The sequence below is a fragment of the Streptomyces sp. Rer75 genome (assembly GCF_013414305.1).
GTDB lineage: Bacteria > Actinomycetota > Actinomycetes > Streptomycetales > Streptomycetaceae > Streptomyces > Streptomyces himastatinicus.
In genome coordinates, this window is the sequence record NZ_CP058693.1 from 2,097,596 (window position 1) to 2,111,210 (window position 13,615).

General features: G+C 69.9%; 20 protein-coding genes. 8 read left to right on the forward strand and 12 right to left on the reverse strand.

What is annotated here, in order from left to right:
- Positions 1–467: 467 nt before the first annotated feature.
- Complete coding sequence (locus HYQ63_RS08475; protein ID WP_179933262.1) at positions 468–1,724, reverse strand: GTP-binding protein; 1,257 nt, start codon at positions 1,722–1,724, stop codon at positions 468–470.
- 7 nt (positions 1,725–1,731) lie between these two features.
- Entirely contained in the window at positions 1,732–1,902 is a 171-nt protein-coding gene (rpmF, locus tag HYQ63_RS08480) for a 50S ribosomal protein L32 (RefSeq protein ID WP_179933263.1), read from the reverse strand.
- A 254-nt stretch (positions 1,903–2,156) separates the two neighbouring features.
- Here rpmF and HYQ63_RS08485 point away from each other — a divergent pair, with 254 nt between their 5' ends.
- The gene (locus HYQ63_RS08485; protein WP_257231736.1) at positions 2,157–3,296 is read left to right on the forward strand and encodes a GTP-binding protein; all 1,140 of its coding nucleotides are present in this window, start codon (positions 2,157–2,159) and stop codon (positions 3,294–3,296) included.
- Positions 3,297–3,374: 78 nt separating this feature from the next.
- On the opposite strand, the gene rpsN is transcribed toward HYQ63_RS08485, so the two are convergent.
- The gene (gene rpsN, locus HYQ63_RS08490; protein ID WP_179933264.1) at positions 3,375–3,680 is read right to left on the reverse strand and encodes a 30S ribosomal protein S14; all 306 of its coding nucleotides are present in this window, start codon (positions 3,678–3,680) and stop codon (positions 3,375–3,377) included.
- On the reverse strand, positions 3,680–3,916 hold the full coding sequence (gene rpmB / locus HYQ63_RS08495) for a 50S ribosomal protein L28 (protein ID WP_179933265.1): 237 nt from the start codon (positions 3,914–3,916) through the stop codon (positions 3,680–3,682). The genes rpsN and rpmB overlap by 1 nt, the downstream gene beginning before the upstream one ends.
- An 87-nt stretch (positions 3,917–4,003) precedes the next feature.
- Here rpmB and rpmG point away from each other — a divergent pair, with 87 nt between their 5' ends.
- From rpmG to HYQ63_RS44530, 5 genes are all read left to right on the forward strand, one after another.
- Entirely contained in the window at positions 4,004–4,168 is a 165-nt protein-coding gene (gene rpmG / locus HYQ63_RS08500; protein WP_055555174.1) for a 50S ribosomal protein L33, read from the forward strand.
- A gap of 5 nt (positions 4,169–4,173) precedes the next feature.
- Positions 4,174–4,431, forward strand: coding sequence for a type B 50S ribosomal protein L31 (locus tag HYQ63_RS08505; RefSeq protein WP_179933266.1), 258 nt, complete (start codon positions 4,174–4,176; stop codon positions 4,429–4,431).
- Positions 4,428–5,594: a GTP-binding protein gene (locus HYQ63_RS08510; protein WP_179933267.1), complete on the forward strand. Its 1,167-nt coding sequence runs from the start codon at positions 4,428–4,430 to the stop codon at positions 5,592–5,594. The genes HYQ63_RS08505 and HYQ63_RS08510 overlap by 4 nt, the downstream gene beginning before the upstream one ends.
- A gap of 36 nt (positions 5,595–5,630) precedes the next feature.
- A complete protein-coding gene (rpsR, locus tag HYQ63_RS08515) occupies positions 5,631–5,873 on the forward strand; it encodes a 30S ribosomal protein S18 (RefSeq protein WP_179933268.1) in 243 nt (80 codons plus the stop codon).
- Positions 5,874–5,987: 114 nt separating this feature from the next.
- Positions 5,988–6,281: a hypothetical protein gene (locus HYQ63_RS44530; RefSeq protein WP_257231738.1), complete on the forward strand. Its 294-nt coding sequence runs from the start codon at positions 5,988–5,990 to the stop codon at positions 6,279–6,281.
- A 120-nt stretch (positions 6,282–6,401) separates the two neighbouring features.
- Here the strand turns inward: HYQ63_RS44530 and HYQ63_RS08525 are convergent, their stop codons facing one another.
- The 6 genes from HYQ63_RS08525 to HYQ63_RS08550 are packed head-to-tail and all read right to left on the reverse strand — an operon-like array spanning position 6,402 to position 9,911.
- On the reverse strand, positions 6,402–6,761 hold the full coding sequence (locus HYQ63_RS08525; RefSeq protein ID WP_179933269.1) for a metalloregulator ArsR/SmtB family transcription factor: 360 nt from the start codon (positions 6,759–6,761) through the stop codon (positions 6,402–6,404).
- Entirely contained in the window at positions 6,748–7,173 is a 426-nt protein-coding gene (locus tag HYQ63_RS08530) for a (2Fe-2S) ferredoxin domain-containing protein (RefSeq protein WP_179933270.1), read from the reverse strand. The genes HYQ63_RS08525 and HYQ63_RS08530 overlap by 14 nt, the downstream gene beginning before the upstream one ends.
- 8 nt (positions 7,174–7,181) lie before the next feature.
- The gene (locus tag HYQ63_RS08535) at positions 7,182–8,213 is read right to left on the reverse strand and encodes a WD40 repeat domain-containing protein (RefSeq protein WP_179933271.1); all 1,032 of its coding nucleotides are present in this window, start codon (positions 8,211–8,213) and stop codon (positions 7,182–7,184) included.
- On the reverse strand, positions 8,210–9,232 hold the full coding sequence (locus HYQ63_RS08540; protein ID WP_179933272.1) for a GTP-binding protein: 1,023 nt from the start codon (positions 9,230–9,232) through the stop codon (positions 8,210–8,212). The genes HYQ63_RS08535 and HYQ63_RS08540 overlap by 4 nt, the downstream gene beginning before the upstream one ends.
- Positions 9,229–9,465: a hypothetical protein gene (locus HYQ63_RS08545; RefSeq protein ID WP_257231739.1), complete on the reverse strand. Its 237-nt coding sequence runs from the start codon at positions 9,463–9,465 to the stop codon at positions 9,229–9,231. The genes HYQ63_RS08540 and HYQ63_RS08545 overlap by 4 nt, the downstream gene beginning before the upstream one ends.
- Positions 9,453–9,911 carry a Fur family transcriptional regulator gene (locus HYQ63_RS08550; protein WP_179933274.1) on the reverse strand — a complete coding sequence of 153 codons (459 nt, stop codon included), beginning with the start codon at positions 9,909–9,911 and terminating at the stop codon, positions 9,453–9,455. The genes HYQ63_RS08545 and HYQ63_RS08550 overlap by 13 nt, the downstream gene beginning before the upstream one ends.
- A gap of 273 nt (positions 9,912–10,184) precedes the next feature.
- On the opposite strand from HYQ63_RS08550, the gene HYQ63_RS08555 reads away from it, so the two are divergent.
- Together HYQ63_RS08555 and HYQ63_RS08560 are read left to right on the forward strand one after the other, a co-directional pair.
- On the forward strand, positions 10,185–11,168 hold the full coding sequence (locus HYQ63_RS08555) for a permease (RefSeq protein WP_179933275.1): 984 nt from the start codon (positions 10,185–10,187) through the stop codon (positions 11,166–11,168).
- The gene (locus HYQ63_RS08560) at positions 11,165–11,923 is read left to right on the forward strand and encodes a TIGR03943 family protein (RefSeq protein ID WP_179933276.1); all 759 of its coding nucleotides are present in this window, start codon (positions 11,165–11,167) and stop codon (positions 11,921–11,923) included. Before HYQ63_RS08555 ends, HYQ63_RS08560 begins: the two co-directional genes overlap by 4 nt.
- Positions 11,924–11,982: 59 nt before the next feature.
- On the opposite strand, the gene HYQ63_RS08565 is transcribed toward HYQ63_RS08560, so the two are convergent.
- Positions 11,983–12,375, reverse strand: coding sequence for an SCO5389 family protein (locus tag HYQ63_RS08565; RefSeq protein ID WP_179933277.1), 393 nt, complete (start codon positions 12,373–12,375; stop codon positions 11,983–11,985).
- Between the two features lie 49 nt (positions 12,376–12,424).
- The gene (locus HYQ63_RS08570) at positions 12,425–13,414 is read right to left on the reverse strand and encodes an AAA family ATPase (RefSeq protein WP_179933278.1); all 990 of its coding nucleotides are present in this window, start codon (positions 13,412–13,414) and stop codon (positions 12,425–12,427) included.
- Positions 13,415–13,615: the final 201 nt, after the last annotated feature.

A 13,615-nucleotide genomic window follows, 5' to 3' on the forward strand; every position in this document is an offset into this window, starting at 1 on the left:
AACATCCGACAAGAACTCACCAGAGAGACGCCAGCAGGGGGAATACCCGGAAACGTCTGGGAGTGCGGCTGCCTACCGCGCGGCCGCAACGCAATGCCTCACCGATCCGGAAGTCAGGCATCATCCGACAAGTACCCGTATGCCGCCTGAAGCGCAGCGATGAGTATTCGAGCCCCACACTCTTCGCCCCCGACCCCGCAGCCCTGGCCCCCTCCGCCGAGGCAGCCGGTACTCGAAGGGCACTGCGGACCTGGCCCGACGGCGAGCACACGCTCTACAACCACGCCGCCGAGCGCGACGCGCTGGTCGCCGACTGGTTCGCCGGCCGCCTCACGCCGGCCTCCGGATCCTGACGCCAGTCACACAGCGCCAGCAGGTCAATGTCGGCGGCCGGTGTCAGCACGCTCCGACAGCGACGAAAACTGACTTCGGCCTCTCCGGCGGGAGCGACGGGCGCCTCGCCGACTTCAGTGCTGAGGTACGGGTTCGGCTTCGTACGGACCGCTTTCGTGGCCGCTTTCGTGGCCGCTTTCGTGGCCGCTTTCGTGGCCGCAGGTCTCGTCGAGGCCGTAGGTTTCCCAGGCGGGGAAGGGGTCGTCCCAGGCCGACCAGCCCTGGGGGCCCAGGGCGTGTTCGTCCTCGGTGAGCAGGCATGCGGACAGGGCTTCGTGCAGGGCAGTGGCGTGTAGCCCGGTGCCTATGAAGACGAGTTCCTGTCCGTGGTCGGTGTCGTCCCCGGCCACGCTTCGGCCGTCACGAGCTGCGGAGGGCTCGAACCGGGCGACGGCGCCTGCCTGTGACCACAGTCCGGTCACCCGTGGGCGGGTGGCCAGGTGGAAGAAGCCCTTGGAGCGCAGGACGCTGCCGTAGGCTCCGCTTTCCAGGTCCATGGCGATGAAGTCCCACAGTCGGGAGGGGTGGAAGGGCCGGGTGGCGCGGAAGACAGTGCTGGAGATGCCGTACTCCTCGGTCTCCGGCACATGGTCGCCGTTGAGTTCCATGACCCAGCCGGGGGCCTGCTGGGCGCGTTCAAGGTCGAAGCGGCCCGTTCCGAGTACCTCCCCGGAAGCGACCCGGCCGTGGGTGGCGGGTACGAGCGATGCGGCTGGGTTGAGCCGGGACAGCGTCGCGGCCAGGCGTTCAGCGGCCTCCGGTGTCACCAGGTCGAGCTTGTTGAGGACGATGACATCGGCGAACTCGACCTGGTCCATGAGGAGATCGCTGACGGTGCGCTCGTCGTCCTCGTACTGGTCCAGGCCGCGCTCGATCAGCTCGTCGCCGCCGGTCAGCTCCGGCAGGAAGCCCGCGGCGTCGACGACGGTGACCATGGTGTCGAGGCGCGCGACCTCGCCCAGCGTGGCGCCGTCGTCGCGAGGGAAGGCGAAGGTCGCGGCGACGGGCATGGGCTCGGAGATGCCGCTGGACTCGATGAGCAGGTAGTCGAACCGCCCTTCCCGCGCGAGCCGGTCCACCTCCTCCAGCAGGTCGTCGCGCAGGGTGCAGCAGATGCAGCCATTGGTCATCTCGACCAGGCGTTCTTCAGTGCGGGAGAGGGCCGCGTCGCCGTCGCGGACGAGCGCGGCGTCGATGTTCACCTCGCTCATGTCATTGACGATCACCGCGACCCGCAGCCCTTCGCGGTTATTGAGGAGGTGATTGAGGAGGGTGGTCTTGCCGGATCCCAGGAAACCCGACAGGACCGTCACCGGAAGCTGGTCGGACATGGCGCGGTCAGTCCTCGGGGCGGAGCAGACCCCGCCGGTAGGCGGGGACGAGCCGCCGCGGCACCTGGTGTTCGCGTCCGTCGATGGTGATCGTCACCAGCTCCGGCGTACTCGCCTTCCACTGCGCGCGGCGATGGCGGGTGTTGCTGCGGGACATCTTCCGTTTGGGTACTGCCATGACATGGGTCCTTTCCTGGCCGGTCTTGCTCAGCCACCATATATGAAAATGGATACCGTTTCCATGTAGCGTACGCGGTGGCCGCTGCGACGTCGTCTTTGAGGAGGAGAAGTGCCGTTGGTGGTGTTGCGGGTGCGTAGGACCGCTCATGCGTTGGTCACCGCCATTGGATCGGTGGCGGAGTGAGGACCAGGGGAGAGGGTCGGCTGTTGCTGGGCCTGGTGTCCGGCAATACCCCTGAAGCGCGAGGTCGCGTGCTGGACCTGCTGCTGCGCGCCTCGCCCGATGCGCTGGTGCTCTCGGTCTCGATCGAGGGTGACGAGGCGGGGTCGTACCCCTTCGTGCAGCGCTTCGTCGCAGGTGCTGACGAACGGCAGCGAGCGTCGCTGTCTCAAGTGGCCACCGGAGACCCCGCGGTAATTGTGCGTCAGGATCTGCGCGCCATCGCGCGGGAGGCCCCAGGCTCGCATGTAGTGCTCGCCCTCCCCGGCAATGTCGACCCCGCGCCGTTTCTGGCCGAGCTGTCGCGCACCCCGCTGGGCAGGACTGCGCTGTCGGACCACTACGATCTGGCGCCGCTCGCTGTCGGCGTCGACCCGGGCCGGCTGTTGAGCGACCTGGGATGTGTGCACCGTGCCGTCCACGTCTTCGGCCACCATCCGCACGCCGAGCCCCTCACGGTCGCCGAGGCCGCTGCCCGGCAAGTGGAGGCCGCCCAGGTGATGGTCCTGCGGGATGGGCGGCGGGAGGATGACGGCCGTCGGGAAGGGCCCCGCGCCCTGCTCGCCCACCTCAACCCGTCCGCAGAGGTCCTCCTCGACGCTGAGGAACGCGACAGCGCTCGGCTGACGACGCTGACGCGCCCCGGCCCTGGGTGGACCGCGGCCGGATCGGCGGACCGGCTCGATGTGGTCGCTCCCGTCGTGCGCCGTCGGGGCGTCGACCACGGTGTGGTCTCGGTGCTGTGGCGGTCCCGGCGCCCGCTGCACCCCGAGCGGCTGGCGGAGGGCCTCCCTCAGATCATGCCCGCGGTGGTGCGCAGCAGGGGGCACCTGTGGGTGGCCACCCGCCCGGACGCGGTCATCTCCTGGCGCTCGGCCGGTCGCCATCTCGAACTGCGGGAGGCCGGGCGCTGGTTGGGGGACGGCGATACGGAAGGCTGGCGGGCCGCCTCGCCCCAGCGCCGGACGCTGGCCTCGTGGTACTGGGACGACTACTACGGCGAGCGCCGCAACGAGATCGTGTTCACCGGTGCCGAGATGGACCAGTTCGGGCTGCGCGCCGTGCTGGACGCCGCCTTGCTCGACGACCGTGAACTGGCCCTCGGCGCCGACCGCTGGTCCTGCCTGCCCGATCCCCTGCTCGGCGCCGATACGCAGGACCTGGACGGCTGAGCCGTGCGATCCCCGACGGCCGGATGGTCTCGGAGACCGCCCGGCCGCCTCGCCGACGTCAGGCGGTCCTGCGGGGGTTCACCAGCTACTTTTTGTCACCCCGGGCAGTTCGCCCGCGTGTGCCATCTCGCGCAGCCGGATGCGGGACAGGCCGAAGGCGCGCAGATGACCGCGGGGGCGGCCGTCGATGGAGTCACGGTTGCGCACCCGGGTGGCACTGGCGTCGCGCGGCTGGCGGCGCAGCTCCCGCTGAGCGTCGAGGCGTTCCTCGTCCGAGGTCCGGGGGTCGGCGATGATCGCCTTGAGCTCGGTGCGGCGCTTGGCGTATCGCGCCACGATCACGCGCCGCTGTTCGTTCTTGACGATCTTGCTCTTCTTCGCCATCAGACCTTTACTCCCCGGGCGCGGATGCGGGCCACGGCGGCCTCGATCCCGATCGCGTCGACGGTCTTGATGGCCTTGGTGCTGAGCGTGAGCCGGATGTGGCGGCCCTCGCTCGGCAGCCAGTAGCGCTTGCGCTGGATGTTCGGGTCGAACCGGCGCCCGGTGCGGCGGTGGGAGTGGGAGACGTGGTTACCGAAGCCGGGTTTCCGGCCGGTGAGCTGGCAGTGGGCGGACATGGCTCCTCCTGCTTCTCGTCGCTGTGCGGATGCAGCACCGTAGCACCTACATGAAAATGAAAACCAACTCTATGTATGCTTGCGTGCATGGCCCGGAACGAACTTCGCCCGATCATCAAGCTGCGGTCCACTGCCGGCACCGGCTACACGTATGTGACCCGCAAGAGCCGACGGAACGACCCCGACCGCATGACCCTCCGCAAGTACGACCCGGTCGTCGGCCGCCATGTCGACTTCCGCGAGGAGCGCTGACCGCCATGAAGCCCGGCTCTCACCCCCCGTACCGGCACGTCGTCTTCCGCGACCGGGCCGCCGACTTCGCCCTCCTCACCCGCTCCACCGCCACCAGCGACAAGACCGTCGAGTGGGAGGACGGCCGCACCTACCCGGTCATCGAAGTCGAGATCTCTTCGGCAAGCCACCCCTTCTACACCGGCAACCAGCGCGTCGTGGACACCGCGGGCCGCGTCGAGCGGTTCGAGCGGCGCTACGGACGCGGACGGAGGGACCGGTGAGCGCGGACGAGCCCCGGCTGGCCGTCGCTGTCGTGGGCGGACTGCACGCCGACGCCCGCCGTGCCGCCGTCGAGGAGATCCTGCGTACGGTGCCCGGCTCCGTGGCGCTGCACCACGACCTGTCCGCCGCCACCGACAGCGCCGTACACCGCACTGTGCACGATGCCACGGGGCTGCTCGACAGCGGCGAGGCGCCTTTGGTGAACGATTGCGCGTGTTGTGCGCTGCGCGAGGACATGGTGCCCGAACTGCTGCGGCTGGCCGCGGGTGGCGGCCACCAGCTGGCCGTGGTGGAGCTGTGGGACTCGGTCGAGCCGCAAGCCATGGCCGCCGTCATCGCCTCCGAGGGCACGCCCCTGGAGCTGACCGGGGTGGCCACGGTCATCGACCCGGCCCTGATCGTGCCGTACCTGTCCAACGGCGATGACCTGGCCGACGTCGGCCTAGCCGCGGCCCCGACCGATCAGCGCACGGTCGCCGACACGTTCGCCCGGCAAGTGGAGTACCCCACCGTGATCGCCGTCGCCGAGGACACCACTTGTGAGGAGCCCGCAGACGACGGCGACCACGCCCTGCTCACTCAACTCACCCCTGGCGCACGGCAGGTGCGGCTCGACGAGGGTGCCCTGGGGCCCGCGCTCCTCCATGGCTTCGATGTCGAGGCTGCGGCCGTCCGTCAACATCCGGCGTGTGCGCTGCTGCCCCAGGACAGTGACGAACACGGCGTGAGCACCCTCGTCTGGCGACGGAGGCGCCCCTTCCATCCGGGTCGGCTCCACGCCGCCCTGGAGGACCTGTCCTGCGCCGCCGCGCGCAGCCGGGGACGGTTCTGGCTGGCCGACCGGCCCGACACCTTGCTGTCGTGGGACGCGGCCGGCGGCGCGCTGTGTGTGGAGTCCGCCGGTCCCTGGCTGGCCGCCCTCCCGGACGCCGCCTGGGAGATGGTTCCCGCCGAGCGCCGCGTCGCCGCCTCCCTGGACTGGCACCCGGAACACGGCGACCGCTGCCAGCACCTCACCTTCACCTCGCCCGGTCTCGACCGCGACAACCTGCTCGCGCTGCTCGACTCGTGCCTGCTCACCGACGACGAGTCCGCGGCGGGAGCGGACGGCTGGAAGCACCTCTCCCACACCTTCGACGAACTGCTCGATCCCGCGGTGTGAAGCGCGTGGCGAGCACCGTACAGAAAAGGACGCATCATGTCTCGACGTATCGGCACCAAGCGCCAGGACACCAAGCACCGCCGCGTCAATCCACTCGACGCCGCGGGCATCACCTACGTCGACTACAAGGACACCAACCTGCTGCGGAAGTTCATCTCCGACCGCGGCAAGATCCGCAGCCGCCGGGTGACCCATGTGACGCGACAGCAGCAGCGCCAGATCGCCCGCGCCATCAAGAACGCCCGCGAAATGGCCCTGATCCCCTACAGCTCCCGATAGCCACCCCATGAAGGAGCCCAGAGAATGCCGCATGGAGCATTCGGTCGTCCGAACCGCCCTTTCACGCTTGCCGTGTGCGTGAGCTGTCGCGAGGGAGCAGACGGTGGTGAGGTGATGGAGAGCCTGCGGAAGGCGGTCCAAAGCTCTTCGCACGGAGTGCTGGTTTCCACCGGGTGCCTGGGCAAGATCCTGGACTGCCGTCGCCGCCGTGGGCTCTACGCTGCCGTGCAGCCGTGTGCGGTGGACCGCAAGCCCAGCGGGCCCGTGGTGCGGGCCGGGCCGATCGTCACCATCGCCGACGCCGAGGCGCTGGGGACGTGGCTGCGGCGAGGGATGCCGGACGACGGCTCACTGCCTGACCGGCTGCGTGCGGCCCCTGCTCCGTCGCATGTCGCCCACCTCAACTGACTGCCTCGTATGCCCGGCAGGGCACCTCTTCCGTACCGAGGCCGGGGCCCGACGGTCGTGCCGTCGGGCCCCGGCCTCGCGGTGTTGGTGGTCTTTCGGCGACCGTCCGCCTGTGCGGGGTCAGGGCGTGCCGCGGATGCCGAGGCGTAGGTGTTCGGTGTGGTGGACGGCCTGGTCGAGGAGTTGGGCGACGTGATCGTCATAGAGGCTGTAGACGATGCGGCGGCCGTCGCGGCGGCGGGTGATCAGGCCGAGGGTGCGCAGGAGCCGAAGTTGGTGGGAGATAGCGGATTGCTCCATGCCGATCCCGGTGGCGAGTTCGGTGACGGAGTGCGGCGAGTGGCGCAGTGCCGTGAGGATCAGCAGCCGGGAGGGGGTGGCCAGGGCCTGGAGAGTGGTGGCGACGGTGGCCGCCGTGGCGTTGTCGAGGCGGGCGGCCGCGAGGACATCGCGGCCGCCCCTGGCCTCATCGGCGTGCACGACCGCGACCGCGCCCGCGGGTCCGTGCCCGGGCTTCTCCCGGTGGGCGGATGAACTGCAACTCCAGCGTGGCCGGTGGTGCCGCCAGGCCGGGTCCGCCCGCGGCGACCCAGCCGAGGAGGTCGTCGGTGCAGTCGTCGTCCTTGGCCCAGCCGATCCATGTCGCGCGGCCGCCGCCCCGGCGTCCGGCGGCGGAGGGCTGCACCACGATGACGTTGGCCTGGTCGCACGGGCCGAGGCAGTCCGTCGTGCGGACGGCGAGCCGCCCGCCGGAATCGGCGGCCGCGGCCCGTAGCCGGTCGAGTTGCCACTGATGGTCGGTGCCGGGGTGCTTGCGCGGGTTGCCGCAGCAGCAGCCCCGGCAGACGACGAGTGTGCACGGTCGGTCGCGGGCGGCTCCCACTGTGGCCATGCGCGGGCTCACAGCGCGGTCCGCGAGGGCAGCCGGTGGGCCCGTATCCGACCGTCCCGGTACGCGGTGACCAGCAGCTCGGGTCCGGCCCAGGTCAGCGCGGCGACGGCCGCGTCACCGTCCAGCGTGTGGGCAGGGGAGAGCCGTGACTCCGGGCGCCCCGCGGTGGCGTGCCACAGCGCGACCGTGCCGTCGGCGCCACCGCTGGCGAGGTGGCTGACTCCGCCGGGACGCCAGGTCAGCGCAGTGACGGCCTTGTGGCAGCGCAGGGAGCGGGGGGCGGTGCCGGCGGGGCCCTTGCCGGAGAAGTCCCAGACGGTGACGTCGGCGGCGCCGTCGGCGGCGAGCCAGAAGCCCGTGTCGTCGAAGGCGAGGCGGGAGACTTTCCCCGGGTAGCCGGACATGGTCAGTTCGCCGCCGTCGCGGGTGCGCCAGATGTGGATGGAGGCGTCCTGGTTGCCGCTGCAGATCCACCGTCCCGTGGGCGCGACGGCGAGAGCGAGGTGCGAGCCGATGTAGGGGTAGGTCGTCACTGGCTTGAGGGTATGCCGTTCGTGGCAGCGCACGGCACCGTAGGCGGCGACGGCCAGGCGTCGTCCCTGGCGCAGCCAGGCGAGGTCGGTGATGGTGCTGGCGGCGGGCTCGGTGGCCCATAGTTCGTCGCCGTCGGGGGTGAGAACGAGGGCGCGGCGTCCGGTGGCGATGGCGACCCGCTCGTGGTCCGCCCACGCCGCTGTGGAGGACCAGGCGCCGCTCTCATGAACCACCGTACGGTCGTCTTCCCTGCGCCACAGTGCGTAGCCGGTGGGCCCGGTGGCGGCGGCGTGCCGGGCATCAGGGGCCAGGGCCACGTTCAGCGCTCCGCCGGGAAGTTCGAAGGTGGTGATGCCCGCTCCGGTGGCGGCGTCCAGAATCCAGACCGTGCCCGCGGCGCCCGCGACCGCGATGAGGTCGTGGCGCGCGCTGAGGGCGACGGGCGCGTCGTCGACGGCGGTGTCCCAGGCCGTGGCGGGACCGGCGTCGGATGCGGTGATGCTCATGCGGCGGCTCCGGCGGTGACCAGGCAGTCGGCGAAACCGCGCTCCAGCGCTTCCCGGTCGAGGTTTCGGCCGATGAAGACCAGCCGGTTGCGGCGCTGTTCACCATCGCGCCACGCGCGTCCGAACTCGCCGACCAGCAGCATGTGCACACCCTGGAAGACGTACTGACCGGGCGCTCCGGCGATGGCGAGGATGCCCTTGGAGCGGAAGATGTCGACCCCCTTGGTGCGCAGCAGGGTGCCCAGCCACTGGTTGAGGCGGCCCTCGTCGAGTTCGCCGGTGAGGTCCAGGCCGACCGAAGTGACGGTGGTGTCGTGCTGATGATCGGTCTCGGTGAGGAAACTCGGATCCTCGGCGAGCACCCGCTCCAGGTCGAACGCACCGACGTCCAGCACCTGCGGGAGAGGGATGTCGGCGTGCTGGGCGGGGATGATCTGCACGCCGCTGTTGATGGCGCGGATGCGTGCGGTGACCTCGGCGATGGTGGCATCGTCCACCAGGTCGGTCTTGTTCAGCACGATCCGGTCGGCGAAGGCGATCTGCTCGACGGCCTCATTCTCCACGCCCTCGGGCTTAACCTCGTCCAGATGCTGGAGGACGTGCGCGGCGTCGACCAGGGTGACGATGGCGTCCAGCCGCAGCCCGGCGGCGATTTCGTCGTCCATGAAGAAGGTCTGGGCGACGGGAGCGGGATCGGCGAGGCCGGTGGTCTCGATCAGGATGTGGTCGAACTTCTCGCGCCGCCGCATCAGCGCGCCCAGGATGCGGATGAGATCTCCCCGCACGGTGCAGCAGATGCAGCCGTTGTTCATCTCGAAGATCTCTTCTTCGGCGTCGAGGACGAGGGCGTCGTCGATGCCGACCTCGCCGAACTCGTTCTCGACGACGGCGATCCGCATTCCGTGCTGCTCGGTGAGGATGCGGTTGAGCAGGGTCGTCTTGCCGGAGCCGAGGAAGCCGGTCAGTACGGTGACGGGGACGCGCTGGTCACGGGGCTCGTCGGATGTTCGGGCGGTCATTCGGGCTCCTTCGGGTCACGGGCGATCAGGGCGGCCCGCAGGTCGTCCTCGGTGATTTCTTCGGCGGTGGTGTGCAGGGTCCAACGGCGGCCCCGGCCGTTCAGGGGGAGAACGGCGATGACCGTTTCCACGGGCGGGCAGCCGGGTTCGGTGCAGGTGAGTTGCCGGACGACGACGGCGGTGTCGTCGTCGAGTCCGAGCAGGCGCCGTACGGTCTGCCTCAGCTCGCGCAACTGCGGGCTCGGTCCCGGTCGGGCTCCCAGCGGCATGGCGGCGGTTCTCCTTCGTCGGTGACGGGTTGACAGTCGGCGCAGATGCCGGTGAGTTCGACGGTGTGCTCCACCGCGGCGAATCCGGTGTCCGCTCCGATCCCGTCCGCCCAGCGCTCCACGGCCTCGGAGTCCACTGGGCGGCTGCGGCCGCAGCAGCGGCAGATCAGGTAGTGGCGGTGCCCGTCGGCGGGGCGTGGCCGGTAGAGCCGCTCCCCCGCGTCATCGCGGACGACGTCGACGCCACCGGCTGCCTCAAGATCCCGCAGGGCGCGGTAGACGGTGGTCAGCCCTATAGAGACGTCGGCGGCGGTCAGCAGCGCGTGCAGTTCCTGCGCCGAGACGAAGTCCTGACACCCGGTGAGGACACGCAGGACGGCGCTTCTCTGCCGGGTCGTCCGGCTGGTCATGGCGGATCACCTCCACTGACGCGTGGCGGGAGCGGTACGATCCTGAGCGTAATTGAAAATGAAATCCATCGCCACATGAATGATGGCTCATACTTTGTCGGTGCTCGACGCCGCGGGTCCGCGCGCCCAGCTAAGGTGGGTCGCCGTATGTCGACTTGGTGAAGGTCCTGTGCGAGGAGGCAGGTTGGGCAGCGATGTCGACCTCGCGCCGCCGCCGTCGTCCGCAGACCGCGACAGTGGTGGGGTGACGTCTCCCCCGACGGGGCCGGTGGGTTGCGCGCGGCGGCGGTACGCATCGCCTCTCACGCGCTGATCGCGGGCATCCCGGTGGCGCTGCTGGGTGGTGTCGCCATCGCGTTGGGGCCGAAGATCACCGCCGCCCTCGACGACCGGGCGGTGGCGGCGTGGCGGACGGTGTTCACCGCGATCGTGATCCAAGGGGTGCCGTTTTTACTCCTGGGCACGCTGGTGTCGGCCGCGATCAGCGCGTTCGTCCCGGCGTGGGTGTTCACGCGGGTGCTGCCGCGCAACCCGGCGCTCGCCGTACCCGTGGCGGGCGCCGCCGGGGCGGTGCTGCCCGGCTGTGAGTGCGCCTCGGTGCCGGTGGCCAGTAGCCTGATGCGGCGCGGGGTGGCCCCGGCGGCGGCGCTGGCCTTCCTGCTGTCGGCCCCGGCCATCAACCCGATCGTGCTGGTCGCGACCTACGTGGCCTTCCCCGGTAATCCGCAGATGGTCGCGGCCCGTCTGATCGCCTCGCTGCTGACCTCCGTCGCCATGGGCTGGCTGTGGATCCGGGCGGGCCGTGAGGAGTGGCTGCGGCTACCGAAGGGACCGGTCGGGCACACCCCTGGCGCGAGCCGCGCGGAGGAGTTCCGGCTCTCACTCCAGTACGACTTCCTGCACGCCGGGGGCTTCCTCGTGGTCGGCGCGGCGGCCGCGGCCACCTTCAACGTCGCGGTGCCGCACTCCGTGCTGCGCACCTTCTCCGACTCCCTGTGGTTGTCACTGACCCTGCTGGGGCTGCTCGCGGTGATCCTCGCGGTCTGCTCCGAGGCCGACGCCTTCGTCGCCGCATCGCTCACCGGTTTCTCACCCACTGCCCGGCTGGCCTTCATGGTGGTCGGCCCGATGGTCGACCTGAAGCTCATCGCTCTGCAGTCCGGCACCTTCGGCCGCGCCTTCGCCCTGCGCTTCTCGTCGGCCACCTGGGTCGTGGCGGTGCTCTTCAGCGGGCTGGTGGGGTGGTGGCTGCTGTGAAGCGCAACATTGAGGTGCTGCTGCTCCTCTTCTTCGGCGTCGGCCTGCTGCACATCTCCCTGCTGACCGATCTGTATCTGCGCTATGTGCGTGCTGGTCTGCGGCCCGCGCTCATCGCTTCGGGGGTGCTGCTGATCTTGCTCGGCGCGGTCAGCGCTGCCCGCGACGACTTCCCGTTCAACCGCCCCCGCACCGACCAAGTCCACGAACACGAGCACGGTCACGCGGGCGGTCCGAAGGTCGCCTGGTTGCTGTACGTGCCGGCGCTGACCATCCTGTTCCTGGCCCCGCCCGCCCTCGGCTCGTACACCGCCTCGCGGGGTGACGCCGAGACGCCGACGGCGCCCGCCTCCACCACCGGCGACAGCCTCTACCCCGCGCTGCCGGGCAAAGGCGTGGTCGAGATGTCGCTGAACGACTTCACCTCCCGTGCGGTCTGGGACACCGGCGGCTCACTGAAGGGCCACACCGTGCGCCTCACCGGATTCGTCACCCCCGGGCGCCATGGCACCTGGTACGTCAGCCGCCTGGCCATCAGCTGCTGCGCCGCCGACGCGACGGTGCGCAAGGTGCGGGTGCACGGGATCACCGCCCCGCCCGCCTACGCCTGGGTGACCGTCACCGGCACCTGGCATCCCACCGGAAAGATTGGTACGGATGACGCAAGCGCGGCCCTGGACGCCACCGCGGTCCGGCGTGTCCCCGCGCCCAAGGACCCGTACAACGATGTGGTGGCGACTCGGGCGGGCTCGTGAGCCCGGCGCATGGGTGAGCCCCAGGCCAGTGGCCTGGGGCTCGGTCGTGTGGCTCGATGTCAGCAGTCCCGGAACTCGGGAGACTGGTTGAGGATCTGGGACCGCGTGGAGGTGAACTTCGCGTAGGTCGAGCCTTCTTCGGTGCCCGGGCGGAACACGGCCACCCGGTGGCAGTTCATGAAGGCGAGAGTGACGCCGAAGTGGCGTTCCAGGCTGCCGCGGATGGCGTCGCTGGCGAGCGCGCGCAGCAGCTGGCCACGCTCGGCCTCGGACGGGGGCGGGGTCTGGTTGTCGGCGAACTCGGCCTCACCCTCGCGGAGCGCGCCCGCCAGCCCGGCGATGAGGTCGTAGGCGTACGGCAACGATTCCCGGACGGTGGCGACGAAGTCCTGCTCACGGACCTCGCCCTGCTCGGCCTGGGCCAGAAGTTCCGGTGCGACGTTCAACGACATGGCGGCTGTGTGTCCAATCGGTCGGGTTACGAGTGATGAAGCGTGGCGTTCAGCCGACAGTGGCGGCGTGGGCCTCCGGCTCGGAGTGCGCGGCCAGCGCGGCCGGTCCGTGCCGGAAGTCGGGGTCGATCTGGGTGCTCAGGTCCTGGCCGGTGGAGCGGTTCGCCCAGGCGTGGGCGTTGCGCAGATGGAACTCGATCGCCTGTCGCTGGAAGGTCTCCCAGTCCTTGGTGCGGGAGTCCACGGCGGTCCGCAGCTCCTCCAGCGCCAAGCGGTGTTCGGGCTCGAGGTCGCCGGTGTGGCGGCCCTGTTCGCGGGCGCGGACCCAGTCGGAGTGACCGAAGCAGGCCAGCAGGTCCTCGCCGATGTGCTCCTTGAGGAAGAGGCGGTCGTCTTCGCCGGTCACCTTGTTGCCGACCACGGCGAGGGGTACGCCGAACTCGGCGGCGTGGTCCTTGTACTGGCGGTAGACGGACACGCCCTTGCGGGTGGGTTCGGCGACCAGGAAGGTCATGTCGAACCGGGTGAAGAGCCCCGAGGCGAAGGAGTCGGCCCCGGCTGTCATGTCGACGACCACGTACTCCCCGGGGTCGTCCACCAGGTGGTTCAGATACAGCTCGACGGCGCCGAGCTTGGAGTGGTAGCACGCCACACCGAGGTCCTCTTCGGTGAACACACCGGTGGTCATGAGCCCGACTCCAGCGATGTCCCGGACGTGGCCGGCGTGCACCGGATCGTTGCCGAGCGGCCGCAGGAGGCGGGAGCCGCGTCCAGGGGGAGTGGTCTTGACCATGGCATCGACGGAGGCGATGCGGAGGTTGTCGCCGCGCAGATACTCCTTGATTTCTGCGAGGCGGGTGCTGAGCGGGACGACCTCGCGCAGCTCGTCCTCGTCCAGCCCCAGGGCGGCCCCCAGATGCTGGTTGATGTCGGCGTCGATGGCGACAACGGGGGCGCCTGAGCGGGCCAGATGCCGGGCGAAGAGGCCGGAGAGGGTGGTCTTGCCACTCCCGCCCTTGCCGACGAACGCGATGCGCATGGCCGTGCATCACCTCCAGGTGAATGTGAATTTCATGTTCGCTCGATGAGGCTTCCCGAGGCGCGGCCCCCCTGTCAAGTCGCCGCCGATGGAGGGGAGATGGATGCCGGATGCCGTCTTCTGTGGGCTGATGCCCGGGTCAAGTTTTGGCAATGGTTTTCATCTCGAAAGAGCCGTCGATGGTTTTGGAAATCATTTTCA